The following is a 24,653-nucleotide window of genomic DNA, read 5'->3' as shown; positions in this document are numbered from 1 at the left end:
AGAGGGAACCGGTTTCGGTCTTCACAGCTTTGAAGCAGCGGGAGTTTCGTAAATGTCGGTGTGGACGGCAAAGGTAAGCGGGGTTTTGGCAGCGGTAGCCGCGGCGGCTACGCTGGCGGGCGTTCCTGGCGCGGCCAATGCGCAAGGCCTGATCGAATTTCTCTGGGGCGGCGAGCCGGAGTACGGCGGCGGCAAGCGGCAGCTCGTGGGCTTCGATTCGAAGTTTTCCGCAGGGCAGATCATCGTCAGCTTTGGCGATCGGCGCCTGTATCACATCACCAAGGCCGGTCAGGCGATGAGCTACCCCATCGCCATTCCGCGCGAACAGAGCCGCTGGCAGGGCAACACCGTGGTGTCGCAGAAGCGCGAGAACCCCGATTGGCGCCCGACGCCCGACATGCTGAAAGAGAACCCGAAGCTGCCGAGCTGGGTGCCTGGCGGGCATCCGATGAATCCGCTCGGTGTGCGCGCGCTCTATCTCGGCTCCAGCACCTACCGTATTCATGGAACCGACGCGCCCTGGACCATCGGACAGAACGTGTCCAAGGGCTGCATCCGCATGTTCAACGAGGACGTGATCGAGCTCTATCCGAAGGTTCCGGTCGGCACTAAGGTCGTCGTGACCTGGGAGCGCTTCAAGACCGGTGCAACCATCGCCGAGTTCGATCGTGAGAAAGCCGGCTCTGGCTCAGCCTCCGCCCCTGCTGCGGTCGAGCCTGAGTCGAAGAAGGGCAAGTCGCGCTCCGTCGCGAGCGCACCGAAGGCCGGATTCTTCATCTATCCGGACGACGAGGCCAACCCGCTGCGTCCGGAAGAGGATATGGTGGTTCACACGATCACCAACGGCGAGGACGTCGTCGAGGATGCTCCTTCGACCGATACCGTCTCTCCTTCGCCGCGGACCGATGCTCCGCGGCCGGTCGAGGGCATGGCCACGCGTTATGGTCGCAAGGTCGGCGCCGGCGCGATCTCGCGCTCAGCCCAGGCTTCCGCCGTCGAGTAAGACGCGGCGCGCAATCGACTGAACACACAACGGGCGGCTTGCATGATGCAAGCCGCCCGTTTTCGTTCCGGGTCTGTGGATGCGGTCAGCTTTCCTCAGCTTCCCTGGGCGAGGCAGGATCCGAGACCGCCGGCGAGGTTGCGGAGCAGCGTCTCGTATGCGCGAGGGCCTGGCTCGACCAGGGCTCCTTCGGGGTCCAGGGTGCCAGACCGGGCACTGGTGCCTTCGGTCACGGCAGCGACGAGCTTGGCCTGGAACTGAGGCTCGCTAAAGACGCAGGCCGCGGAGAGTGTCGCGAGCTTGCGGCGGATCTCGGTCAGCCTTTTGGCGGAGGGCTGCGTGTCGGGGCTGATGGTGATCGAGCCCACGGCGGCGAGGCCGAAGCGGCGCTCGAAATACTGGAACGCGTCGTGAAACACCACGAAGGGCTTGCCTTTGACCGGCTCGAGATCGCGGGCGATCTCGGTCTCGAGCGCGCTCAGCGCGGCATCGGCGCGGGCGGCGTTGGTCTTGAATTTTTCTGTGTCCGCGGGCGATGCTTCGGAGAGGACGCGGGCAATCTCGGCGACCATCTTGCGTGCGTTCTCGGGATCGAGCCACACGTGGCCGTCACGGGCTTCGTGAGCGTGATCGTCGTGGTCGTGGGTATGATCGTGCTTATCGTGGTCGTGCCCGTCGCCGGCCTCGTGCGCGTGGTCGTGCTTTTCGAAAGTTTCACCCGTGCGCACGTTCAGCAGCTCGATGCCAGGGGCGTCCGCCAACGTGATGGTGCGTACGGAAGCGGGCAACGCGGACACGACTTTGCGCGTAAACGGCTCGACGGTTTCCGAGATGCGGAAGAAGACGTCGGCGCGATTGAGCGCCCGGGCGTCTGATGGCTTCAGCGCGTAGGTGTGCGGCGAGGCAGCTCCCTGGACAAGCAGGTCGGGTGTGCCGACCCCTTCCATCACCTGGGCGACCAGCGCGTGGATGGGTTTAATGGTGGCCGTGACCTTGAGCTCGGCGTACGCAGGTGCCGCCGCAAAGAGGGCAACCGCCAGAGCGGCGCACCTCATTCGGAACGGGGCTATGGCCTGGGATGTCGGCATGCTGAGGGAAACTCCTCGTTTTGACTCATTTGTGGATACTATAACATCCAATCAGGCGCAACGAGGGCGAGCGTGCCTTGGTTCTGCTCCATTTTTTGGATCGTGTGCCGAGGATCTGCTGGCCTCCGCACCTTACAAATATGTCAGGCCAGCGAGATGTTCTGATCCCTATGCTAGAGAGTGCGTGCACCTTTCATCCGGTGCCTGGGGGCGAAGCGTGGAGGGAAGCTTGATCTCGATGTCGCGAGCTTTGGGGCGTTGGCTCCTGGCGCTGGGAGCGGCGTTCGCGTGCCTGTCGCTGCCTGCGGCGGCGCATCCGCATGTCTGGGTCACGGTCGAGACGACGGTGCTTTACGACGGCGGCAAGATCACCGGCCTCAAGCACAAGTGGACCTTCGACGACATGTACACGGCGATGGCGATCCAGGGCCTCGATACCAACGGCGACGGTCAGTACTCGCGCGAGGAGCTCAAGGAGCTGGCGCAAGTCAATATCGATGGGCTCAAGGAGTTCGGATATTTCACCCAAGCCAAGCTCGGGAAGGCGGAGGTCAAGGCCAAGCCGCCCATCGACTACTATCTCGAATACAAAGACAACCTGCTCTCGCTGCATTTCACGCTGCCGTTCGAGCAGCCGGTGCTCGCCGAAGCGCAGGGCTTCAATTTCGCGGTGTTCGACGAGTCGTTCTTCATTGCCTTCGACTTCGACAAGGACAACCCGGTGCAGCTCAGCGAGGGGGCGCCGCAGGGCTGTCACGCCAATATCGGCATCCCCGAGAATGAGCTCGCCGAGCTGCAGAAGCTCAACGAGTCGTTCGGGGGGCAGCTGACGACTGGCGATCAGAATGCCGGCATGGGCCTCGGATACGCGAAAACAGTGACGCTGGGCTGCAAGAAATCATGACCCGATCCCTGGCCGCGCTCGGTGCGCTTCTGCTTTGCCTCATGGTCTCCTTCGGCGCGCTCGCTCAATCCGAGCCGCAGAAATCGCCGTTCGGGCTGCCACTGGCGCCAGGCCAATCGTCCCCGCAGAAGGCGGAGCGCAGCTTTCTCGGTGACGTCTGGTCGTATGTGCTCATGCAGCAACAGCGCATCAACCGCGAGCTTGCGGGCGCGGTGAAGCAACTGAAGACGGGCAATGTGCTGGATGCGACGCTGCTGCTCGCATTCTTGAGCTTCACTTACGGCGTGTTGCACGCGGCGGGGCCGGGGCATGGCAAGGCGGTGATCTCGTCCTACGTGCTCGCCAACGAGAAGACGGTCAAGCGCGGCATCATGCTGTCGTTCCTGTCGGCATTCTTTCAAGCGCTGTCGGCCATTACGATTGTCGGCGTGCTTGCCATCGCGCTCAAGGCGACGAGCCTCGAGATTTCGGCCACCGAGCGCTGGATCGAGACGGTGAGCTGGGGCTTCGTGGCGCTGATTGGCATCTGGTTGCTTTACGGGCAGCTCGGCAAGTTGTTTCGCCGCGGCTCTGCCGAGACGTCCGACCACGACGCGGCGCACGCTCATGCACATGTCCATACTCATGCTCATTCTCATGATCACGGCGGCTGTGCGTGCGGGCACGACCACGGGCCTGCTCATGTGCACAGCCCTGCGCCTGCTCACGAGCCGCATCATCATGCCCACGCGCATGATCATCATCACCATGATGCGGACGGGGCATGCTGCGGGCATGCCCACATGCCGGATCCGAGGCAGCTCGAAGGACACCTGTCGTGGAGCAAGGCCATCGCGATTGCGCTATCGGTCGGCATCCGGCCCTGCACGGGCGCTATCCTGGTCCTGATCTTCGCCATGAGCCAGGGTCTCCTGATCGCGGGCGTGTTCGCGACGTTTGCGATGGCGCTCGGCACGGCGATCACGGTGTCGGTCCTGGCATCGCTCGCCGTCGGCTCGCGGGAACTCGCGACGCGCATGGCCGGTGGCGAAAGCCGGCTCGCCGGAGCGGTCGCCACGGGTGCAGGCCTGCTCGGCTCGACGCTCGTCTTTCTGATGGGGGCTGCCTTTTTCGTCGCGTCGCTGCAGGGCGGAACGATGTCTCCGCTTTAGGCTTGGCGCGGGGCCATCATGCGTATGGCTCCGCCATGACCGGTTTCCACTTTTCCGAAAGCACCGGTTTGAGGTTTGTCGTGCTTCTCGTCGGAAAACCGGTTTCCACTTTTCCGGAAGCACTCTATGGGTTGCGCGTCCTGACTTCAGACGCTGCTAGGGAACCATGAAGCTCTACCGCGCCTTTGCCACCGTGGGCAGCCTGACGCTCGTCAGCCGCGTGCTCGGCTTCATGCGTGATATCGCCTTCGCCTGGGCGTTCGGTGCCGGCTGGGTGGCGGATGCCTTCAACGTCGCTTTCAGGTTTCCGAACCTCTTCCGGCGCCTGTTCGGCGAAGGGGCTTTCAACTCAGCCTTCATCCCTCTGTTCGCCAAGGAGCTGGAAGGCAACGGACGCGAGGAGGCGCGGGCCTTTGCCGAGGAGGCCATGAGCGGACTCGCGGCGCTGCTTGTGGCGCTGACGATCGTCGCCATCCTGGCCATGCCGTGGCTCATGTACCTTCTTGCGCCGGGCTTCAGCGCGCAGCCCGAGAAATTCGATCTCGCGGTGCTGCTGACGCAGATCACGTTTCCGTATCTCCTCTGCATGTCGCTGGTGGCGCTGTTCTCGGGTGTGCTCAACACGTTCGGCCGCTTCGTGGAGAGCTCGTCCGTTTCCATCGTGCTTAATCTCACACTGCTGGCGGCGATCTTCGTCGGGTTCTGGCTTGGATACCGCAACGAGCCGGGCGGCGGCATCGTGCAGGCCGTTGGCGTGTTCGTGGCGGGCGTGCTGCAGCTCTGGCTCTTGATCGACGGCCTTCGCCGCAACAACTTTTCGCTCAGGCTCCGTCGTCCGCGTATGACGGACCGCATGCGCCGCCTGATCGCGCTCGGCATTCCGGGGGTGATTGCGGGCGGCGTGACGCAAATCAACATCATGATCGGCACCGTGATCGCCTCGCAGGAGCCGGGGGCCGTGTCGCAGCTCTACTATGCGGATCGGCTCTATGAGCTTCCGCTCGCCATCGTCGGTATCGCTATCGGCGTGGTGCTGCTGCCGGACGTGGCACGGCAACTGAGGGCCGGCAATCATGCGGGCGTTCTCGACAGCCAGAACCGCTCGCTCGAGTTCGCGATGCTGCTGACGGTGCCGGCGGCGGTGGCGCTTGCCGTGGTGCCGATCCCGATCGTCAAGGTTCTGTTCGAGCGCGGCGCCTTCACGGCGGCGGATACCGCCAACACAGCGGCCGTGCTTTCCGTGTTTGCGCTCGGGCTGCCGGCGTTCGTGATGATCAAGGTGTTCTCGCCGGCTTACTTCGCGCGCGAGGACACCAAGACGCCGATGCGCTACGCGACCATCAGCCTGATCGCCAACACGCTCGGGTCGATCGGGCTCTTCTTCCTGTTCCGGGAGATCGGCTGGCTGCCGCAGCTCGGCATCGCGGTGGCGACCACACTCGGCGGGTGGCTCAATGCCGGACTTCTATGGACGACGCTGGTCCGGCGCGGGCATTTCGTACTGGACCGGCGGATGGCGCGCGCGTTCGCGAGCATTCTCCTGTCATCGGTGGTGATGGGTGCGGCGCTGATCGCGGCGGCGCATTTCCTGGCCCGCTATTTCGTGTCCGGCCAGGGGTTCGCCGTGCACGTGCTCGCACTGGCGGCGCTGGTCGGGGCGGGCCTTGCGGTCTATGGCCTTATTGTTCTCGCCACGGGAACGATCAATCTCCGTCAGCTGCGCAAACTGTTCGGGCGCGGCTAGCTCCGGCCTTGCGCGGTGGGCCTTGGCGCGCCATAACCCGCGCCTGACAGTTCGACGCCCGGACGAGGGACAATGAAACTCACAGAGCGTGTTTTCTCAGGCATGCAGCCCACGGGCAGCCTGCATCTCGGCAACTATCTCGGCGCCATGGTGCAGTGGATCGAGATGCAGAAGACGCACGAGTGCATCTATTGCGTCGTCGATCTGCATGCGATCACCGTTTGGCAGGATCCCAAGGAGCTCAAGCAGGCGATCCGGCAGGTGACGGCCGCCTATATCGCGTCTGGCCTCGATCCCAAGACGAGCATTCTGTTCAATCAGAGCCAGGTGGCTGCGCATGCGGAGCTGGCATGGATTTTCAATTGCGTCGCGCGGCTGGGCTGGCTCAATCGCATGACACAGTTCAAGGAGAAGGCGGGCAAGGACCGCGAGGCGGCGTCCGTCGGCCTTTACGCCTATCCGAACCTCATGGCGGCGGACATTCTCGCTTATCGGGCGACGCACGTGCCGGTCGGTGAGGACCAGAAGCAGCATCTCGAGCTGGCGCGCGACATCGCGCAGAAGTTCAACAACGACTTTCGTGCCGAGATCGAGGCCAAGGGCTACAACGACGGTGCGTTTTTCCCGCAGCCGGAGCCGGTCATCACGGGGCCGGCGACGCGGGTCATGAGCCTGCGCGACGGCACGAAGAAGATGTCGAAGTCGGATCCCTCGGACCTGTCGCGCATCAATCTCACGGATGATGCGGATACGATCGCGCGCAAGATCCAGAAGGCGAAGACCGATCCCGAGCCGCTGCCGACGGAGGAAGCTGGCCTGGCTGCGCGCCCGGAGGCGGACAACCTGATCGGCATCTACGCGGCGCTCGCGGGAAAGACGAAGGCGGCCGTCGTGGCTGAGTTCGGCGGGCAGCAGTTCTCCGGCTTCAAGAAGGCGCTGGCGGAGGTGGCTGTGCAGCGTCTCGGTCCGATCGGCGATGAGATCCGCCGCCTTACGGCCGATCCGGCGGAGATCGATCGCGTGCTTGCGGACGGCTCGGCGCGGGCGCGGGCCATCGCGGCGCCGATCATGGACGAGGTCAAGGACATCGTCGGCTTCATCAGGTCGTGAGGGGGCCATCGCGCGTGTTGTGGTCTTCGAGATCACGTGGCAGCATCGCAGCATGACGCTCACATACCGCAAACGCCGCTCGTTCGAGCCGGGCCATGTACGGAAATTCCTGCTCGTTGTCGACGAGAGCCCGGAGGTCGAGAGCGCGCTGTATTACGCGGCGGCGCGCGTGGTGCGCTCGTCCGGTACCATCCTTATGCTCTATGTCATCGAGCCGCAGGATTTCCAGCACTGGGCGGGGGTGCGCCAGGTGCAGATCGACGAAGAGACGACGAAAGCCAAGGCGCTGTTCCGCCTCTTGCGCCGCAAGCTGCATCACGTCGGTTTTGAGAACCTCGTTTGCGAGGAGCTGATCCGGGAAGGGATCAAGGAAGAAGAGATCATGAAAACCATCGCCGAGGACGAGGACGTTTCGATCCTGGTGCTTGGCGCTTCGACCAGCCCCAAAGGGCCCGGGCCGCTCGTCTCCGCCTTGGCCGCTGGGCCAGCGGCCGGGCAATTTCCCATTCCGGTGACCGTCGTCCCCGGCAATCTGGCCTTCGACGATATTGTCGCGCTCGCCTGAGCTTGCGAGAACTCCGACGCTAGGGCTAGACAATTCGCATCGACATTCCTATTTTCTGGAACAGTTCTAAAGACGCGGGGCGGGTCGGTCCCCAGGAGATGACGACATGTTTATTCAGACCGAGGCGACGCCGAACCCTCAGACGTTGAAGTTCATCCCGGGCAAAACGGTGCTGGAGGATGGGACCGCCGATTTCCGCGCCAAGGGTGATGCCGACGCCTCGCCGCTCGCGCGCCGTCTGTTCGATATCGAGGGCGTCTCGGGCGTGTTTCTCGGTTCGGACTTCATCTCGGTGACCAAGACCGATGCCGAGTGGCAGCATCTCAAGCCCATGATCCTCGGTGCGATCATGGAGCACTACATGTCGGGTGCGGCGGTCGTGGACGGCGACGGGGCCAACGATGCGGCCGATGGCGCCTACGACGCCGAGGATGCGGACGTCGTCGCGACCATCAAGGAGCTGCTCGAGACGCGCGTGCGCCCGGCGGTGGCGCAGGATGGCGGCGACATCACCTTCGCAGGCTTCCGCGACGGCATCGTTTATCTGCATATGCGCGGCGCGTGCTCGGGTTGCCCAAGCTCGACGGCGACGCTGCGTCACGGCATCGAGAACCTGCTCAAGCACTTCTGCCCCGAAGTGGAGGAAGTGCAGGCCGTCTGAGATCCTGATTTCGGAACCCCGCCTCCCCGGCGGGGTTTTTCTTTTGCCCGTTACGCTCGAGGATTGCCGATGTCCGCCGTGATCGATCAAGCTGCGCTGGAGCAGATCTTCCTTTCTGCGCGAACGCATAGCGTCTGGCTCGACAAGCCGGTTCCGGACGAGCTTCTGGTGAGGGTCGTCGATCTCATGAAACTGGGCCCGACGAGCGCCAACTGCTCGCCTGCGCGCGTGGTGTTCGTGAAGTCTCCCGAGGCCAAGGCGCGGCTGAAGCCGTTCCTCTCGGCCGGCAACCTCGACAAGACGCTCAAGGCGCCGGTGACCGCGATCCTCGGCTACGACCTGGAATTCTACGAGAAGCTGCCGCGGCTTTTCCCGCACACGGATGCCAGGAGCTGGTTTACCGGCAAGCCCGAGCACATCGTTGAAACGGCGTTCCGCAACGGTTCGCTGCAGGGCGCCTATTTCATCATTGCCGCACGCTCGCTGGGGCTCGATTGCGGGCCGATGTCGGGCTTCGATCAGGCGGGTGTGACGGCGGAGTTTTTTGCCGGTACGCCGATCAAAGCGAATTTTCTCTGCAACCTCGGATACGGCGATGCGTCGGCGCTGAAGCCGCGCTCGCCGCGTCTCGCCTTCGAGGAGCTGGCGCAAATTCTCTGAGGCGGGAGGCTCGGGCGAAAGCTCGCATTGCAAGACCGGCTCAGCGCGATATGCTCCGCCTCAGGAATACTCGGTTTATCGATGACTAGCGCTGCGCCTATAGTGCGCTGACGGCAATGTGCCGGCGTGGTCTGCACTCGCGGAGATACCATGACAGGGGCGACGCCGCTCGATCCCAAATACGTGTCGCTGCTTTGGGCGGGACCCGAGCAAGCCGGCGATATCGCGCGGCTGCATGCGGAGCTGTTCTCGCCGGCGTGGTCCGAAGAAAGCGTCCGGGCGCTTCTCGACCATCCCGCATCGACGGCGTTCATGGCCATGGTCGGGGGATCGCCCAAGACCTGCATTGGTTTCGTGATGGCGCAACTGGCGGCAGACGAGGCGGAGATCCTGTCCATCGGTGTGGCCAAGGACTGGCAGCGCAAAGGGGTCGGCAAACGGCTGGTGGAAGGTGTCGCGCGGGCCGCGCAACGGGCGGAGGCCAAGAAGCTGTTCCTGGAGGTGGCTGCCGACAACGATGCGGCCATGGAGCTCTATCGGCGTACCGGTTTCCTGGGGACCGGGCTGCGGCGCGGTTACTATGCGCGATCCGGGGGGGATGCGGTCGACGCGGTGACGCTGGCTCTCAAGCTCTAGACCGATTTCGCGAGCGTGGCACGAGCCTTGAGCGGATGTGGTCCGGCACTATCATGGCCTTGGTTGCCTTGTAGAATTCCCGTCCGAAATCGAGTAGACGAAACACGACTCCGTCGCGCGTTGCGCGACCTTGAAGCCTGCTCGGGATATGCCATGGCGGTCTCGAAAATCGAAAGCCTGACCCGGCTCGAAGTGCTGTGCGCCGAGCACGGGCTTCGCATGACCGGTCAACGCCGTGTCATCGCGCGCGTGCTGTCGGAGGCCCGCGACCATCCCGACGTGGAAGAAGTGCACCGGCGCGTGCATCTGGTCGATTCGCATATTTCGCTGTCGACCGTCTATCGCACCGTCAATTTGCTCGAGAAGAAGGGCATTCTGGAGCGTCATGCGTTCGGAAGTGGGCGCGGCCGCTATGAGGAGGCGACACGCGGCCACCACGACCACCTGATCGACATCGCGACCGGGCGTGTGATCGAGTTCCATAGCGCGGAGATCGAGAAGCTGCAGGAGAAGATCGCGCGTGAGCTCGGCTTTACGCTGGTCGGGCACCGGCTCGAGCTCTACGGTGAGCCGATCGACAAGAAGAAGCCCGCGCGCAAAGGCTAGTTCGCGCGGCCAGCAAGGTCGGACGTATGGGAACGTTCAGAGCCGCCTCCATCCTGACGGGATTTTTCGCACTGACCGTGCCGCTGATGCCGGTGCAGGCGCTGCTTCTCAAGGTGTCGCCCAAGGGCGCGCGCCGCTTTCCGCACTGGTATCACCGCCAAGTCTGCAAGCTGTTCGGTATCAGGCTCAATATCGAGGGCTCTGTCGTCCAGGACAGGCCCGTGCTCCTGGTCTCGAACCATACGTCATGGCTCGATATCACCGTCTTGAGCGCCGTGGCGCCGCTCTCGTTCGTTGCCAAGAAGGATGTCGCGCGGTGGCCTTTCGTTTCTTCGCTCGCACGACTGCAGCGCACGGTTTTTGTCGACCGCGAGCGGCGCAGCGCGGTCGGGGAGACGACGAACGAGATCATGGCGCGGCTCGCGACAGGGGATACGGTGGTGCTGTTCGCGGAAGGGACGTCGAGCGACGGAAACCGCGTGCTGCCGTTCAAGACCTCGCTGTTCGCTGCGGCGAAACCCACCGCTAAGCCCGGTGGAGAGCAGGCGCGTGCATCCGACGTGGTGGTGCAGACGCTGTCGCTTGTCTACACGCGGCTGCACGGTGTGCCGCTCAACCGTTCTGCGCGCCCGCTCGTCGGCTGGTTCGGCGACATGGAAATGCAGAGCCATGCCTGGGAGCTTCTCAAGGCCGGGCCCTTGGATGTGCAGATCCGTATCGGGGCGCCAATTTCGCTCGACGCCTTCGCCGACCGCAAGGATCTCGCGCGCCGAAGCGAGAACGAGATCCGCGAGAATGTCGTTAGGATCCTGAGGAACTATCCGGCCGATCTTCCGATTACGGTGGCGGTACCTGCGGCGGAGGCTCGCACCGTACCGCGTCCGGCGAGCAGCGGAGCGCTTTTCCGCTGAGTCCTTTCCCGTTGATTCCCTACGCCCGGTAGCGTTAACGGCCTCTACCAGCGGCTTAGGTGGTAGAATGAGCCTATTGCCCTATCGCCAGCGTGACGCTGGACAAAACGGGGTCGCAATGCTGCAATGCAGCGGCGTGGGGGTGCAGCCGCGAGCGAATTGTGATACCGCGACTGCGCGGGGGACTGCTCGACAGCCGGGAACGCAAAGCCTCTTGGACGATCTCGATTCATCGCTTCTCGACGACACGACGCTTCAGCAGGGGCCGGCGGAGCGTGAGCCTTCGCCTGAGGCCAAGCGCGTCTTCATCAAGACCTTCGGCTGCCAGATGAACGCCTACGATTCCGAGCGCATGAGCGAGGCGCTGGCGGCGCAGGGCTATGTGGAGACGCAGGAGCCGGGGGATGCCGATCTTGCAATCCTCAACACGTGCCATATTCGCGAGAAGGCCGCGGAGAAGGTCTATTCGGACCTCGGCCGTTTGCGCGACGTCAAACGCGAGCGCGCGAAGGCGGGCAAAGAAACGCTGATCACCGTCGCCGGTTGCGTCGCGCAGGCAGAGGGTGCGGAGATCGTGCGGCGTGCGCCCGCGGTCGACCTCGTGCTGGGCCCGCAGAGCTATCACCGCCTGCCAGAACTCATCGGGCGTCTCAAAGGCGGCGAGACGGGACTCGTCGAGACGGCATTTCCCGACGAGGACAAGTTCCAGGCGTTGCCGGAGCGTGCGCCGCCGCGGGCCGTCTCGGCTTTTCTGACGGTTCAGGAAGGCTGCGATAAATTCTGTACGTTCTGCGTCGTGCCTTACACACGCGGCATGGAATATTCGCGCCCCGTTTCGGCTCTCGTGGCGGAAGCCGAGCGGCTGGTCGCACGCGGGGTTGCGGAACTCACGCTGCTCGGGCAGAACGTCAACGGCTACCACGGCGAAGGCCAGGATGGAGATGCGACGACGCTCGCGGGGCTCATCCGCCGGCTTGCCTCGATCGAGGGCTTGAAGCGCATTCGCTACACGACGAGCCATCCGCGCGACATGAGCGACGATCTCATTCAGGCGCACGCGCACGAAGACAAGCTGATGCCGTATCTGCATTTGCCGTTCCAGGCCGGCTCGGACCGCGTGCTCGCCGCCATGAACCGCAAACATACGGCGGCGGAGTATTTGGACCTTATCGGGCGCATCCGCGCAGCGCGTCCCGACATCGCGCTTTCAACCGACATCATCGTCGGCTTCCCCGGCGAGACGGATGCGGATTTCGAGGCGACGCTCGGGCTGGTCGAGGAGGTGCGCTTCGCGCACGCGTTCTCTTTCAAATACAGCGCGCGTCCGGGCACGCCCGCCGCCACGATGGACGGGCAAGTTGCTGAGGAGGTCAAGCGGGAGCGCCTCGAGCGGCTGCAGACGGCGATCGAGGCCGGGTTTGCCCGCTTCAACGGCGCCTGCGTCGGCAAGGTCATGCCGGTCCTGTTCGAGAAAGCCGGGCGGCATGCCGGTCAGCTCGTCGGGCGGTCGCCCTACCTGCAACTGGTGCATGCAGATGCGGACCCCTCTCGCCTCGGCCAAATCGTCGACGTGGAGATCCGGGCTACCCGAGCCAACAGTCTCGCAGGCGTCATATGCGCATAATCATGAACCTGTTAACGGTTCGGCCCAGGTCCAAGGCGTTGATTAGATGGCGCTGGCGCCTATGCTAGTCTTGTTCAGACGTACCCCGAGTCGGTTCTCAAAGATTTCAGGAGACGACGCGATTGACAGCCACACGCAGCCAGACGGCGATAGGTCAAAGGCGAGTGCCTAAATCTTCCATTCCCAGTAAGCGCGTCGTGGTTCCTTTCGAGGATAACCGGCACCTCACTCGCCTCCTCGGCGAATTCGACGCCAATCTGGCGCTGATCGAGGATCGTCTCGGGATCGAGGCGCATGCGCACGGCAACGTGGTCATACTGTCCGGCCCAGAAACCGCCTGCGAGATCGCGCGTGAGGTCCTCGAGAAACTCTACGACCGCGTGACGAAAGGTGAGCATGTGGGACCCGGAGATTTCGACGGTCTGATCCGCCACGCGCGCCAGCAGGATGTGCCGTCCCCGGACGGGCAGGCGCAGATCGCCACGCGACGCAAGGTCGTCAAGGCGCGGACGCCGGCTCAGAGCACCTATATCCGTGCGCTCGAGAAAACCGACCTCGTGTTCGGTATCGGCCCGGCCGGCACCGGCAAGACCTACCTCGCGGTAGCGTTCGCCGCGCAATGCCTCGAGCGTGGGCTGGTCGAGCGCATCATCCTGTCGCGTCCTGCCGTAGAGGCGGGCGAGCGCCTCGGCTTTCTTCCCGGCGACATGCGCGAGAAGGTCGATCCCTACCTGCGCCCGCTTTACGACGCGCTCTACGACGTGCTGCCGCCGGAGAAGGTGGAACGCGACCTGGAGCAAGGCGTGATCGAGATCGCGCCGCTTGCGTTCATGCGCGGGCGCACGCTGGCCAATGCCTTCGTCATTCTGGACGAAGCGCAGAACACGACCAGCATGCAGATGAAGATGTTTCTGACGCGGCTCGGCGAGAACTCGAAGATGGTCGTGACCGGCGATCCATCGCAGATCGATCTGCCGCCCGGCATGACGTCCGGGCTCGAGGAAGCCGTGCGATTGCTGGCCGACGTTTCGGACATCACGGCCGTGCGGTTTACGAGCGTCGACGTCGTGCGGCGTGACCTCGTGGCCAAGATCGTGGAAGCTTACGACCGCGTCGGCACCGGGACGAGGAAACCCTGACATGCCCGATTCTGCGGACAGTCGAAGTCGGAGCGAGGGGCGCCGCGAGGCACCCCTCTGGCTCAGCCTCGACATTCTGCACGAAGCGGGCGACTGGTCGCGACTCGGCGAGCGCGATGCGTTGATCGAGGCGGCGGGGCGTGCGCTGGCGGCGGATGCCCGGTTCGTCGCGCGCCCTCCCGCCGAAGCCTGTGTGGCGCTCAGCGACGATGAGACCGTGCGCGGATTGAACGCGCGTTTTCGCGGCAAGGACAAGCCAACCAACGTGCTGTCGTTCCCGGCTCTCGAGCGGTTCGGCGCGTCGAGCCCGCAGCCGCTTGGCGACATCGTGCTGGCTCAGGAGACCGTGGAGCGAGAAGCTGCCGAGCAGGGCGTGGCGGCGGCTCATCACCTTCAACATCTCGTCGTACACGGCTTGCTTCACCTTCTCGGGTTCGATCACGAGACGGAGGAGGAAGCCCAGGAGATGGAGGGCATCGAAATCGAGGTTCTGGCGGACCTCGGTATCCCCAATCCCTATGGCGGCGACGAACACCCCATTCAAAGCCTATGAGCAACGACGACGATCAGATGGACGATATAAGCTACGACGCCGAGCGCCGGACGATGCGCGAGAGTGCCAGCGGCTGGCTTCAGCATCTCTGGACGCGGCTGGGTCTCGCCGAGCAGCCGACGCTGCGCGACAAACTCGAGGTGCTGCTCAAGGAGGAAGCCAAGGTCAGCGGCGGGTTCTCGCCCGAAGAGCGCAAGATGCTTTCGGGCCTGTTGCGTTTCGGGGCGTCGCGCGTCGATGAAATCATGGTGCCGCGTGCGGACATCATCGCCATCGAGGAGATGGAAACGCTTGGCGCGCTGATCCGGCTGTTCGAAGAGTCGGGCGTGTCGCGCATCCCGATCTATCACGAGACCCTCGATGATCCGCGCGGCATGCTGCACATCAAGGATCTGTTCCGTTGGGTTTCGGCGGAGGTGGCGGGACGTGCGTTGCGCGAGCCGACGAAGCAGCGGCTGGTGCCGGCAGAGGTTGCCAAAGACGGTACGGGTGCGCGCCCGCCGGCGCAGGGCGACAACAAGCCGGATCTCAGCCGCATCGATCTCACGCGGCCTATCGCCGTGCTCAAGATCAGGAAACCGGTGCTCTACATTCCGCCGTCGATGCCGGCCATGAACCTTCTGGTCCGCATGCAGGCTACGCACATCCACATGGCGCTGATCGTCGACGAGTACGGCGGGACCGATGGACTGGTGACGATCGAGGATCTCGTCGAGCAGATCGTCGGCGACATCGAAGACGAGCACGACGAGGAAGAGGCCGACCTCATCGCCGTCGATCCCAAGCTCGGGCTGGTCGCATCGGGTCGTGCTCCGGTGAAGGAGCTCGAGACGCGGCTGGGCCAGAAGCTGCTCAAGCCCGAGGAGGAAGCCGATATCGATACGCTCGGCGGTTTGGTCTTCACCATCGTCGGGCGCGTTCCCGCCCGCGGCGAGCTGATCCGTCATGCCGCGTCGGGTGTCGAGTTTGAAGTTCTGGACGCCGATCCGCGGCGCGTGAAGCGACTGAAGATTCATCTGCCGGCGGCGCCGTCGGCCAATAGCGCAGCCTCCGGCTGAGCGCGGGATGGCGGCGCAGGAGGCAATCGGAGGCTGGCGTCACGCTGTAAGGGCGGCGCGCGGTTGGCGCCGGGGGGCGGCGGCGTTCGCGGCGGGGGCGCTGTCGAACCTCGCCATGGCGCCGTTCTTTATCTCACCGATCCTGTTTTTCACGCTGCCGGTTCTGGTGTGGCTGATCGACGAGGCTGCGTCCCGGCCGGGCGGGCCGCGAGACGTGGCGCGTGCGGCCGCGTTTGCCGGATGGTGGTTCGGCTTCGGCTATTTCCTGTTCGGGCTGTTCTGGATCGGGGAAGCGTTTCTGGTCGAAGCCGACAAGTTCGGGTGGCTGTTGCCGTTCGCGGTGACGCTGATGCCGGCCGGATTGGCGTTGTTTTGGGCGGTGGCTGCTGCGGTCGCGGCGCTGCTTTGGCGGCCTGATCTCGCGCGCATTCTCGTGCTGGCGCTCGCTCTTTCCGCTGCCGAATGGCTGCGCGGGCACATCCTGACCGGTTTTCCATGGAACGTGCTGGGGTACGCGCTCACGTGGCCGCTGGTGATGATGCAGAGCGCAGGCCTTCTCGGTATCTACGGGCTGACGCTCGTTGCGGTGCCGGTGTTCGCGGCTCCGCTCGTGCGCCTAGCCGATGCGGAGAGGGAGGCGCCGGGGCGCCGTTCCTGGATCGCGATCCTTGCGATGTCCGGTTTGCCGCTCGCCGTGCTCGTCGGGTATGGCGCCGTTCGCCTCGCAACGAGCCCGACCGGCGTGGTGGACGGGGTCAAGATCAGGATCGTGCAACCGAGCATTCCCCAGAGGGAGAAGTGGCTACCCGACAAACAGGCCTCCATCTTCCAGGATCATCTCGCTCTCTCGGAGATGGATGCGTCGGGCCAGCGCGACAATCTTGCGGGCATTACGCACGTGGTGTGGCCCGAGGCGGCCATGCCGTTTCTCCCGCTCGAGCACCCGGAGGCATTGGCGGCGATCGGCGACCTGCTGCCCGACGGAGCCTTCCTGCTCACGGGCGCGCTGAGGCGAGAGGGAAATGCAGCAGGTGCCGTCGGTGTAAAGCCGGCCCGCGCCTACAACAGCCTCATGGTGTTCGATAGCGCGGGCACACTCGATGCCGTCTACGACAAGACGCATCTGGTGCCGTTCGGAGAGTACCTGCCGTGGCAATCGACGCTCGAGGCCATCGGGCTCGAACAGCTGACGCGCCTACGGGGTGGGTTCTCGGTCGGCGATACTCCGAGGCCAATACTCAGAATTCCGGGACTTCCATCTGTCGGCGGATTGATTTGCTACGAGGCGATCTTCCCCGGTGTGGGGCGGGCGAGCGCATCGCGTCCCGGCTTGCTTCTCAACGTCACCAACGACGGCTGGTTCGGCAACACGACTGGTCCACGTCAGCATTTCCATCAGGCGCGCGTGAGAGCTGTGGAGGAGGGACTGCCCCTTGTGCGGGCCGCCAACAATGGGATATCGGCTGTCGTGGATTCGAGCGGCAATATCTTGGGTGCGCTCGGAATAAATTTAAGAGGCTCGGTAGATTCTTTATTGCCGTTGGCGCGCTCGGCCCCGCCATACGCAGTTCTGGGTGATGTAATTTATTTGCTCGCGGCACTATTAATAGCGGGAACACTTTGGTTTTTCCGCACGCTGGAGCGCGCAAGCTGAGCGTCGAGCAATTAATCCCGACCCGGATCGTCCGTATTACATTTAATGCGCCTTTTGGTTGCGCATAGAATTACGTTTCAATTACAGATATAACGCAAATATGACGTGAAATTTGTTTCATGCTGGTAAATTATTGACCCCAGAGCCCGAGTTCCATAGGCAGAGTGTGCCGGCGAGGTCGTGCAGGGCAGGGAGTTGCGAATCTGATGTCGAAAGATGAAGCCACCGACGACGACGACAGCGAACGCGGTTCACGCAAGCCCAATCCGATCGACGCGCACGTGGGGACGCGGGTCCGTCTGCGTCGCATGCTACTTGGCATGAGCCAGGAAAAACTCGGCGAGCATCTGGGTCTCACTTTCCAGCAGGTGCAAAAATACGAGAAAGGCGTCAATCGTATTGGCGCGAGCCGATTGTTTGATTTGTCCCGAGTTCTCGGGGTGCCGGTTCAATTCTTTTACGACGAGGCCCCATCCGAACTTGTCGACACATCAACGACACCGGGATTCTCGGAACGACCCACCGAAACTTATGTCATCGAATTTCTTTCGACTCGAGAAGGCTTGGAACTCAACAAGGCGTTCGTGAAAATCGCCGATCCGCGGGTGCGCCGTTCGGTTGTGGAACTTGTAAGGGCGCTTGGCGGCGAGGATCCGGCGGAATAAACCGCGTCTCCACCTATGCAGGGTAGCTGGCCGCCTCGCCTGTCCATTCCGGCACAGGTTCTAAGCTTTTCTGCCCCGAGCGCTTGACCGAAACCCGCAAAACCGGCAAGACACGCCGCGAATTGCCCACAACACCCACGGCGCCCGGTATCGAGCCGTCATCGTGCTTTCATAAAGCGTGTGCCTACGGAACTGCACGGGCAAGAACGAGATCGAGGGGACCAAGTGGCACGCAAGTCTTTTCTCTTCACGAGCGAATCCGTTTCCGAAGGCCATCCGGACAAAGTCTGTGATCGGATCTCGGACGAGGTCGTCGATGCATTTTTTCGCGACGGCCTTTCGGAAGGGCTCGATCCCTGGGCTATCCGTGCAGCCTGCGAAACGATGGCGACGACCAATCGCGTGATCATTGCGGGCGAGTACCGCGGTCCGCGCGCAGTGACGGTCGCGAAGATCCAGGATATCGCGAGATCAGCGATCAAGGACATCGGTTACGAGCAGGAAGGATTCCACTGGGCGAACGCCAACATCGAGGTGCTGCTGCACGGGCAGTCCGCCGATATCGCTCAAGGTGTCGATGCCAAGCAGCCGGCCAACCAGGAAGAGGGCGCAGGCGATCAGGGCATCATGTTCGGCTATGCCTGCCGCGAGACGCCGGAGCTGATGCCGGCACCTATCTACTATGCGCACAAGATTCTTGAGGACCTGGCCCGGGCGCGCAAGACGAAGAACGGGGACGCGGCGAAGCTCGGTCCCGACTCCAAGAGCCAAGTGACGGTGCGCTATCAGGATGGCAAGCCGGTTGGCGTGACGCAGATCGTGGTGTCGCACCAGCATGTGGTCGAGGATCTCAGCTCCAAGCAGGTGCGCGACATCATCGAGCCCTATGTGCGCGAGGCGTTGCCGGACGGCTGGATCGGCAAAGACACGGTTTGGCACATCAATCCGACGGGCAAATTCTACATCGGCGGTCCCGACGGCGACACCGGCCTCACGGGCCGCAAGATCATCGTCGATACGTACGGCGGTGCGGCTCCACACGGGGGCGGCGCCTTCTCCGGCAAGGATCCGACGAAGGTGGATCGCTCCGCAGCCTATGCGGCGCGCTACCTGGCTAAGAACGTGGTGGCTGCCGGCCTGGCGGATCGCTGCACGATCCAGCTTTCCTATGCCATCGGCGTTGCGCGCCCGCTGTCGATCTACGTGGATACCCACGGCACCGGCAAGGTGGAGGAGGCGGCCATCGAGCTGGCGCTCGACAAGGCCATGGATCTCACGCCGCGCGGCATTCGCCAGCAGCTCGATCTCAACCGGCCGATCTATGCCCGCACGTCGGCCTATGGCCATTTCGGCCGCAAGCCGGACAACGACGGCGGGTTTTCGTGGGAGAAGCTCGACCTCGCCGACGCGATCCAGAAGGCGGTCTGAGCCCCAGGTTCTTTCGAGCTCGCAGGCGGCCGCAGTCACTGCGGCCGTTTGTTTTTCGAGGAGTGCAGCGTGGATCCGGTCAAATCCCCGGTGGCGCAGTTCGAGCTGCGATCCTTCGGGCGGCGAAGGGGGCGCAAGATCAGCGCGCGGCAGGCAGGGCTGCTCACCGAGCTTATGCCGCGGGTCGCCGTCGATCCTTCGAGCCCGCCTCCGCGCGATCTTGGCGGTCTGTTCGCGCCCGACATCTCATCCGTGTGGCTCGAGATCGGATTTGGGGGTTCGGAGCATCTGATCTGGCAGGCGAAGGCGAACCCAAGCGTCGGGCTCATCGGATGCGAGCCCTTCGAGGAAGGGCTGGTCAAGGCGCTGTCGGCGATCGACGAGGGTGGGTTGGCGAATGTCCGCTTGCTCGGCGACGATGTGCGGCCGCTTCTCCGGTGGTTGCCGGCGGCGTCGGTCTCGCGCGTGTTCATTCTGTTTCCGGATCCGTGGCCGAAGAAGCGGCATCAGAAGCGGCGGCTGTTCTCGCCGGATCTTCTGCGTCTTCTGGCGCGCGTCATGAGGTCCGGGGCGGAGCTCAGGCTCGCCACCGATATCGGCGATTACGCGCGAACGGCGCTGCTCGCGGTTGCTGCTGCACCGGAGTTTCGATGGACGGCGGACGGGCCGTCGGATTGGCGGGTGCGGCCCGCCGATTGGCCGGGCACGCGCTACGAGGCCAAGGCCGGCCGCGAAGGCCGCCGCTGCTATTTTTTCCGCTTTGTCCGGACGTAGCGGGACATGCGCGGGGTGTGCGCAATTTTCGGGGCGATAAGCGCTAGCAAATACGCTTGCCAGGGCTGTCATAGTCACGTATTGTTCGCTTGCTCATGATCATCTCAACTCTGAGAGTGGGCCCTCAAGGGTCCGCTCTTTTTGTTTTGGTAGCCTAAGTCGGCCGCCGGAAACAACTCGGTATGCATAGCTCGAACGAGGTCGCGTCAAGCGACCGCTTCATTCAGGAGACCGGTCTCGCATCGGAACTCGCCCAGCTTGTCGAGCCGGTGCTCGACAGTCTTGGATTTCGGCTCGTGCGTATCGAAGTATCCGGTCGCGACGGCAAGACGGTTCAGATCATGGCCGAGCGGCCGGACGGGTCGATGACCATCGACGATTGCGAGGCGGTCTCCAAGGCCATCTCGCCGTTGCTCGACGTGCAAGACATCGTGTCCGACAGCTACCGGCTCGAGGTCTCCTCGCCCGGCATCGATCGTCCGCTGGTGCGGGCCAGCGATTTCGTGGATTGGGCAGGCTCGGAGGCCAAGGTCGAACTCAAGGCGCCGATCGAAGGGCGGAAGCGCTTCAAAGGGCGCCTCGAAGGCTTCGAGGACGGCGAGGTGCTGATCGAGGCAGACCTCGGCGAAGAGGGCCACAAGATCATCGGGCTCGCCGTCGGGCTGATCGCCAGTGCGCGGCTGGTCTTGACGGACGAGCTTATTCGCGAAGCCCTGAGCCGGGCAAAGGCCAAGGGCAAAGGACAACTCGGAGACGGCGCGGAAGCCGATCCGGACGAACTCAAGACCGACGACGTGGAGGGTCTCTGACTATGGCAGGCGTAGCAGGCATTAGCGCCAACAGGCTCGAGCTTCTGCAGATTGCGGATGCCGTCGCGCGCGAGAAGACTATCGATCGCAAGATCGTGATCCAGGCCATGGAGGACGCGATCCAAAAGGCCGCGAAATCCCGCTACGGCGCCGAGAACGACATTCGCTGCGAGATCGATCCCAAGACCGGCGAGACGCGTCTTTCGCGCGTGCTGGCGGTGGTCGACGACGTGGAGAACGAGGCGACGCAGATCACGCTCGCGGATGCCAAGCGGCGCAACCCCGAGGCGAAGGTCGGCGACCTCATCGCGGAGGGCCTGCCTCCCCTGGATTTCGGCCGCGTGGCGGCGCAGAACGCCAAGCAGGTCATCGTGCAGAAGGTGCGCGAAGCGGAGCGCGATCGCCAGTTCGGCGAGTACAAGGACCGCGTCGGTGAGATTGTCAACGGCACGGTGAAGCGCGCCGAGTACGGCAACGTCATCGTCGACCTCGGACGCGCGGAAGGCATCATTCGGCGCGACGAGATGATCCCGCGCGAGAACGTGCGCTACGGCGACCGCATCCGTGCCTACATCTACGATGTGCGCCGCGAGCAGCGCGGTCCGCAGATCTTCCTGTCGCGCGCTCGGCCCGAGTTCATGTCGAAGCTCTTCGCGCAAGAAGTGCCGGAAATCTACGACGGCGTGGTCGAGATCAAGTCGGTTGCGCGCGATCCCGGTTCGCGCGCCAAGATCGCAGTCATCTCGAACGACAATTCGATCGATCCGGTCGGTGCCTGTGTCGGCATGCGGGGCGCGCGCGTGCAGGCGGTGGTCAACGAGCTGCAGGGCGAGAAGGTCGATATCATCCAGTGGAACAAGGACGCCGCGAGCTTCATCGTCAATGCGCTCGCGCCGGCCGAGGTGTCGAAGGTCGTGCTCGACGAGGATAGCAACCGCATCGAGGTCGTGGTGCCGGAGAGCCAGCTTTCGCTGGCCATCGGACGGCGCGGCCAAAACGTGCGACTCGCCTCCCAGCTCACGGGTTGGGATATCGACATCCTGACCGAGCAGGAGGAAAGCGAGCGGCGTCAGAAGGAGTTCGCGGAGCGCAGTCAGGTATTCATGGAAGCGCTGGATGTGGACGAGGTGATCGCACAGCTTCTGGTGACCGAAGGCTTCGCCTCGGTCGAGGAGGTGGCCTACGTCGATCTGGCGGAAATTGCCCACATCGAAGGCTTCGACGAGAATACCGCCGGCGAGATCCAGACGCGTGCGCGCGAGTATCTCGAGAAGCTCGAAGCGGAGCGCGACGCGCGCCGGCGCGAGCTCGGCGTCTCCGACGATCTCACCAAGGTGGAAGGCGTGACGACGGCGATGCTGGTCGCCTTCGGCGAGAACGGCATCAAGACGCTCGAGGATCTTGCGGACTGCGCAACGGACGATCTCATCGGCTGGACCGAGCGTTCGAAGAACAAGGAAGTGGAGCCGGTGCGGCACAAGGGCGTGCTTGACGGCTTCGAGGTGGGCCGCAAGGAGGCCGAGGATCTGATCATGGCGGCGCGTGTGCTCGCGGGCTGGATCACGGCCGAGGATCTCGCGCAGCCCGAGAGTGAGTTGAGCGACGAGGCGGGCGACGGGGAAGATGCCCCTGCTGCCGGTTCGGACGCTTAAGGTCGTGGCACCGCGCACACACGTTTTGGAGGTTGTCGGGCTTTGGCTGAACGCCGCCGCCAGCATGACGATGCCGAGCCTGCCGTCGAATCCGACGGCGGGCAGCGTCTCTGTGCGGCCACGCGGGAAGCTCTCGATCCCGGCGATCTGATCCGCTTCGTCGCCGATCCGTCCGGTTCGATGGTGCCAGATCTGGCGCGGCGGCTGCCCGGGCGCGGGGTGTGGGTGAAGGCGGATAAGGCGGTCGTCGCGCAGGCTGTCCGTGCCAACGTTTTCTCCAAGAGTCTCAAGCGGCCGGTAAAAGCCGACAGCGAACTTCCCGAGCGCATTGAACGCCTGTTCGAAAAGCGCGTTCTGGAGGCCCTGGCGATCGCCAACAAGGCCGGTCTCGTCACGACCGGGTTCCAGCAGGTGGCCGAACTGGTCGAATCCGGCGCGGCCGTGGCTCTCGTTCAGGGTGGGGATGCGGCCGATGGGGGGCGGGAGAAGCTAGCCCGTAAATTTGCTGCAGTTGCGCGTGCCAACGGCCGTGAAGTGGCTGTGGTAACCAGTCTATCTACAGAACAATTGAGCTTGGCCATGGGGCGGTCAAATGTGGTACATGCTGCCCTCATACAAGGCGGAGCCGCCCAACGTTTTCTGAAAGAGGCCGAGCGGTTCCACCGCTATCGGTCAGGCTCTGCCGCATCCGGCGGTGCATTCAACGTGCCGGAAAATGCCCAGGATCTAGAGGTTTAACGGATATCGAATGAGCGAAACCAAGGACACTGCCGACAAGACGCTGACCGGGGGCGGGCGCAAACCACTGTCGCTCCAGCGCACCGTTGAATCGGGCCACGTCCGGCAGAGCTTCAGCCATGGGCGCTCGAAGTCTGTGGTGGTCGAGAAGCGGAAAACGCGCAAGCTGGCAGCCCCGGGTGGCGGCGCCGCGGAAGCCGCACCCGCGCCAGCCGCTCCGCTGGCCGCAAAGGTCGAGGCGAAGCCAGCTCCCAAAGCGCCGACCCGCACCGATGCGCCGCGCGGCGACGCCGGGAAGGCCGATCTTCTGCGTCCGGAAGAGCGCGATGCGCGTGCGCGTGCGCTGGCGGAGGCCCGCAGCCGGAACGCCATCGAGGAAGCGCAGCGCGTCGAAGAGCAGCGTACTGCGGCTCAGGAGCCGGTGGCACAGCCGCCAGCTCCGGTCGCCGAGGTCGTTGTGCAAGCCGCGCCAGCTGCTCCGGAGGCCGCGCCTCAACGTCCGGTGGTGGCCGAGCGGCCCCAGCCGTCGCGCCCGTCGCACGATGGCGGCGCTCCCCGTCATGGTGCAGGCTCGACGCGCCCGCGTCCGTCAAGCAACGACACACGCTTTGCTCCTCGCGAAGGCGGCCGCCCGAAGCAGATCGAGCTGCCTCGTCCGGCCGGTGCGCCTCCCGTCGCAGATCGCAGCACCGGCGAGGTGACCAAGATCGTCCGGAAGGACGACGCGCGTCCGCGTCCCGTCGCCGTCGAGGCGGAAGACGAGGAGAGCCGGGCCATCAAGCGCGGCGGTAAGCTGGTGCGCGTCCCCGTCAAGGCACCCTCCGTCGACGAGAAGCGCGAACGCGGCAAGCTGACCATCAACAATGCTCTCGACGAGCAGCAGCGCGAGCGCTCCCTTGCGTCGCTCAAGCGCAAGCGAGAGCGCGAGAAGCTCAAGGCGATGGGCATTCAGCAGCCGAGGGACAAGATCGTGCGCGAGGTGATAATTCCCGAAGCGATCACCATTCAAGAACTTTCCAACCGCATGACCGAGCGCGGCGTCGACGTCATCAGGTTCCTGATGAAGGAAGGCGCGATGCACAAGATCACGGACGTGATCGACGCGGACACGGCAGAGCTGATCGTCACCGAATTCGGCCACACGCCGAAGCGTGTTTCGGAAGCGGACGTCGAGACCGGGTTCATCGGCGACAAGGATGTCGATGAGCACCTGCAATCGCGCGCGCCCGTGGTCACCATCATGGGTCACGTCGATCACGGAAAGACATCGCTGCTCGACGCCATCCGCCAGACCAATGTCGTCTCGGGCGAGGCCGGCGGCATCACGCAGCATATCGGCGCCTATCAGGTGACGACGCCGTCGGGCTCGAAGGTGACGTTCATCGATACGCCGGGCCACGCAGCCTTCACGGCCATGCGTGCGCGCGGCGCCAAAGTGACCGACATCGTGGTGCTCGTGGTGGCTGCCGACGACGGCGTCATGCCGCAGACGGTGGAGGCGATCAACCACGCCAAGGCGG

General features: G+C 63.9%; 24 protein-coding genes. 23 read left to right on the top strand and 1 reads right to left on the bottom strand.

Annotated elements, in window-relative coordinates:
• Positions 1–52 precede the first annotated feature (52 nt).
• Complete coding sequence (locus QZV93_RS04105) at positions 53–1,003, top strand: L,D-transpeptidase (protein WP_295556216.1); 951 nt, start codon at positions 53–55, stop codon at positions 1,001–1,003.
• A 95-nt stretch (positions 1,004–1,098) separates the two neighbouring features.
• Here the strand turns inward: QZV93_RS04105 and QZV93_RS04100 are convergent, their stop codons facing one another.
• On the bottom strand, positions 1,099–2,091 hold the full coding sequence (locus tag QZV93_RS04100) for a zinc ABC transporter substrate-binding protein (protein ID WP_295556214.1): 993 nt from the start codon (positions 2,089–2,091) through the stop codon (positions 1,099–1,101).
• Positions 2,092–2,329: 238 nt separating this feature from the next.
• Here QZV93_RS04100 and QZV93_RS04095 point away from each other — a divergent pair, with 238 nt between their 5' ends.
• The 22 genes from QZV93_RS04095 to QZV93_RS03990 all read left to right on the top strand — a co-directional run.
• Positions 2,330–2,995 carry a DUF1007 family protein gene (locus QZV93_RS04095; protein WP_295556212.1) on the top strand — a complete coding sequence of 222 codons (666 nt, stop codon included), beginning with the start codon at positions 2,330–2,332 and terminating at the stop codon, positions 2,993–2,995.
• Positions 2,992–4,146 (top strand): nickel/cobalt transporter, encoded by a 1,155-nt coding sequence (locus QZV93_RS04090; protein ID WP_295556211.1) that lies wholly within the window; start codon positions 2,992–2,994, stop codon positions 4,144–4,146. The genes QZV93_RS04095 and QZV93_RS04090 overlap by 4 nt, the downstream gene beginning before the upstream one ends.
• Before the next feature lie 166 nt (positions 4,147–4,312).
• Positions 4,313–5,890, top strand: a complete 1,578-nt coding sequence (murJ, locus tag QZV93_RS04085; RefSeq protein ID WP_295556209.1) for a murein biosynthesis integral membrane protein MurJ — start codon at positions 4,313–4,315, stop codon at positions 5,888–5,890.
• Positions 5,891–5,962: 72 nt separating this feature from the next.
• A complete protein-coding gene (gene trpS / locus QZV93_RS04080; RefSeq protein WP_295556207.1) occupies positions 5,963–7,000 on the top strand; it encodes a tryptophan--tRNA ligase in 1,038 nt (345 codons plus the stop codon).
• 52 nt (positions 7,001–7,052) lie between these two features.
• Positions 7,053–7,565, top strand: coding sequence for a universal stress protein (locus tag QZV93_RS04075; protein ID WP_295556205.1), 513 nt, complete (start codon positions 7,053–7,055; stop codon positions 7,563–7,565).
• Between the two features lie 106 nt (positions 7,566–7,671).
• Entirely contained in the window at positions 7,672–8,226 is a 555-nt protein-coding gene (locus QZV93_RS04070; protein WP_295556204.1) for a NifU family protein, read from the top strand.
• 69 nt (positions 8,227–8,295) lie between these two features.
• A complete protein-coding gene (locus QZV93_RS04065; protein WP_295556203.1) occupies positions 8,296–8,886 on the top strand; it encodes a malonic semialdehyde reductase in 591 nt (196 codons plus the stop codon).
• Positions 8,887–9,036: 150 nt separating this feature from the next.
• Positions 9,037–9,522 carry a ribosomal protein S18-alanine N-acetyltransferase gene (gene rimI / locus QZV93_RS04060; RefSeq protein ID WP_295556200.1) on the top strand — a complete coding sequence of 162 codons (486 nt, stop codon included), beginning with the start codon at positions 9,037–9,039 and terminating at the stop codon, positions 9,520–9,522.
• A 153-nt stretch (positions 9,523–9,675) separates the two neighbouring features.
• Positions 9,676–10,128: a Fur family transcriptional regulator gene (locus QZV93_RS04055; protein WP_295556198.1), complete on the top strand. Its 453-nt coding sequence runs from the start codon at positions 9,676–9,678 to the stop codon at positions 10,126–10,128.
• Positions 10,129–10,154: 26 nt separating this feature from the next.
• Complete coding sequence (locus QZV93_RS04050) at positions 10,155–11,039, top strand: lysophospholipid acyltransferase family protein (protein ID WP_295556196.1); 885 nt, start codon at positions 10,155–10,157, stop codon at positions 11,037–11,039.
• A gap of 214 nt (positions 11,040–11,253) precedes the next feature.
• The gene (gene miaB, locus QZV93_RS04045) at positions 11,254–12,663 is read left to right on the top strand and encodes a tRNA (N6-isopentenyl adenosine(37)-C2)-methylthiotransferase MiaB (RefSeq protein WP_295556194.1); all 1,410 of its coding nucleotides are present in this window, start codon (positions 11,254–11,256) and stop codon (positions 12,661–12,663) included.
• A gap of 149 nt (positions 12,664–12,812) precedes the next feature.
• Complete coding sequence (locus tag QZV93_RS04040; RefSeq protein WP_295556353.1) at positions 12,813–13,802, top strand: PhoH family protein; 990 nt, start codon at positions 12,813–12,815, stop codon at positions 13,800–13,802.
• A 1-nt stretch (position 13,803) separates the two neighbouring features.
• Positions 13,804–14,355: an rRNA maturation RNase YbeY gene (gene ybeY, locus QZV93_RS04035; protein ID WP_295556193.1), complete on the top strand. Its 552-nt coding sequence runs from the start codon at positions 13,804–13,806 to the stop codon at positions 14,353–14,355.
• Complete coding sequence (locus QZV93_RS04030) at positions 14,352–15,413, top strand: hemolysin family protein (RefSeq protein ID WP_295556191.1); 1,062 nt, start codon at positions 14,352–14,354, stop codon at positions 15,411–15,413. The genes ybeY and QZV93_RS04030 overlap by 4 nt, the downstream gene beginning before the upstream one ends.
• 7 nt (positions 15,414–15,420) lie before the next feature.
• Positions 15,421–17,067, top strand: a complete 1,647-nt coding sequence (gene lnt / locus QZV93_RS04025) for an apolipoprotein N-acyltransferase (RefSeq protein ID WP_295556190.1) — start codon at positions 15,421–15,423, stop codon at positions 17,065–17,067.
• 206 nt (positions 17,068–17,273) lie between these two features.
• The gene (locus QZV93_RS04020) at positions 17,274–17,732 is read left to right on the top strand and encodes a helix-turn-helix transcriptional regulator (protein ID WP_295556189.1); all 459 of its coding nucleotides are present in this window, start codon (positions 17,274–17,276) and stop codon (positions 17,730–17,732) included.
• Between the two features lie 225 nt (positions 17,733–17,957).
• Positions 17,958–19,160: a methionine adenosyltransferase gene (gene metK, locus QZV93_RS04015; RefSeq protein WP_295556188.1), complete on the top strand. Its 1,203-nt coding sequence runs from the start codon at positions 17,958–17,960 to the stop codon at positions 19,158–19,160.
• 69 nt (positions 19,161–19,229) lie between these two features.
• On the top strand, positions 19,230–19,934 hold the full coding sequence (gene trmB, locus QZV93_RS04010) for a tRNA (guanosine(46)-N7)-methyltransferase TrmB (RefSeq protein WP_295556186.1): 705 nt from the start codon (positions 19,230–19,232) through the stop codon (positions 19,932–19,934).
• Positions 19,935–20,116: 182 nt separating this feature from the next.
• On the top strand, positions 20,117–20,743 hold the full coding sequence (gene rimP, locus QZV93_RS04005; protein ID WP_295556184.1) for a ribosome maturation factor RimP: 627 nt from the start codon (positions 20,117–20,119) through the stop codon (positions 20,741–20,743).
• A 2-nt stretch (positions 20,744–20,745) separates the two neighbouring features.
• Positions 20,746–22,395, top strand: a complete 1,650-nt coding sequence (gene nusA, locus QZV93_RS04000; RefSeq protein WP_295556183.1) for a transcription termination factor NusA — start codon at positions 20,746–20,748, stop codon at positions 22,393–22,395.
• A gap of 42 nt (positions 22,396–22,437) precedes the next feature.
• On the top strand, positions 22,438–23,133 hold the full coding sequence (locus tag QZV93_RS03995) for an RNA-binding protein (protein WP_295556182.1): 696 nt from the start codon (positions 22,438–22,440) through the stop codon (positions 23,131–23,133).
• Positions 23,134–23,143: 10 nt separating this feature from the next.
• A partial coding sequence (locus QZV93_RS03990; protein WP_295556181.1) for a translation initiation factor IF-2 associated domain-containing protein occupies positions 23,144–24,653 on the top strand: 1,510 nt, incomplete at its 3' end.

The organism is uncultured Hyphomicrobium sp. (assembly GCF_902826555.1).
Taxonomy (GTDB): domain Bacteria; phylum Pseudomonadota; class Alphaproteobacteria; order Rhizobiales; family Hyphomicrobiaceae; genus Hyphomicrobium_C.
This window is presented reverse-complemented; position numbering and strand designations above follow the sequence as displayed.

Coding starts and splice junctions, on each gene's coding strand:
- nusA (WP_295556183.1), top strand. CDS start 20,746: ATGGCAGGCGTAGCAGGCATTAGCGCCAACAGGCTCGAGCTTCTGCAG.
- murJ (WP_295556209.1), top strand. CDS start 4,313: ATGAAGCTCTACCGCGCCTTTGCCACCGTGGGCAGCCTGACGCTCGTC.
- QZV93_RS04020 (WP_295556189.1), top strand. CDS start 17,274: ATGTCGAAAGATGAAGCCACCGACGACGACGACAGCGAACGCGGTTCA.
- QZV93_RS04090 (WP_295556211.1), top strand. CDS start 2,992: ATGACCCGATCCCTGGCCGCGCTCGGTGCGCTTCTGCTTTGCCTCATG.
- rimP (WP_295556184.1), top strand. CDS start 20,117: ATGCATAGCTCGAACGAGGTCGCGTCAAGCGACCGCTTCATTCAGGAG.
- lnt (WP_295556190.1), top strand. CDS start 15,421: ATGGCGGCGCAGGAGGCAATCGGAGGCTGGCGTCACGCTGTAAGGGCG.
- trpS (WP_295556207.1), top strand. CDS start 5,963: ATGAAACTCACAGAGCGTGTTTTCTCAGGCATGCAGCCCACGGGCAGC.
- QZV93_RS04105 (WP_295556216.1), top strand. CDS start 53: ATGTCGGTGTGGACGGCAAAGGTAAGCGGGGTTTTGGCAGCGGTAGCC.
- QZV93_RS04095 (WP_295556212.1), top strand. CDS start 2,330: ATGTCGCGAGCTTTGGGGCGTTGGCTCCTGGCGCTGGGAGCGGCGTTC.
- QZV93_RS04050 (WP_295556196.1), top strand. CDS start 10,155: ATGGGAACGTTCAGAGCCGCCTCCATCCTGACGGGATTTTTCGCACTG.
- QZV93_RS04100 (WP_295556214.1), bottom strand. CDS start 2,091: ATGCCGACATCCCAGGCCATAGCCCCGTTCCGAATGAGGTGCGCCGCT.
- QZV93_RS04055 (WP_295556198.1), top strand. CDS start 9,676: ATGGCGGTCTCGAAAATCGAAAGCCTGACCCGGCTCGAAGTGCTGTGC.
- QZV93_RS04065 (WP_295556203.1), top strand. CDS start 8,296: ATGTCCGCCGTGATCGATCAAGCTGCGCTGGAGCAGATCTTCCTTTCT.
- QZV93_RS04070 (WP_295556204.1), top strand. CDS start 7,672: ATGTTTATTCAGACCGAGGCGACGCCGAACCCTCAGACGTTGAAGTTC.
- rimI (WP_295556200.1), top strand. CDS start 9,037: ATGACAGGGGCGACGCCGCTCGATCCCAAATACGTGTCGCTGCTTTGG.
- QZV93_RS04075 (WP_295556205.1), top strand. CDS start 7,053: ATGACGCTCACATACCGCAAACGCCGCTCGTTCGAGCCGGGCCATGTA.
- QZV93_RS04030 (WP_295556191.1), top strand. CDS start 14,352: ATGAGCAACGACGACGATCAGATGGACGATATAAGCTACGACGCCGAG.
- ybeY (WP_295556193.1), top strand. CDS start 13,804: ATGCCCGATTCTGCGGACAGTCGAAGTCGGAGCGAGGGGCGCCGCGAG.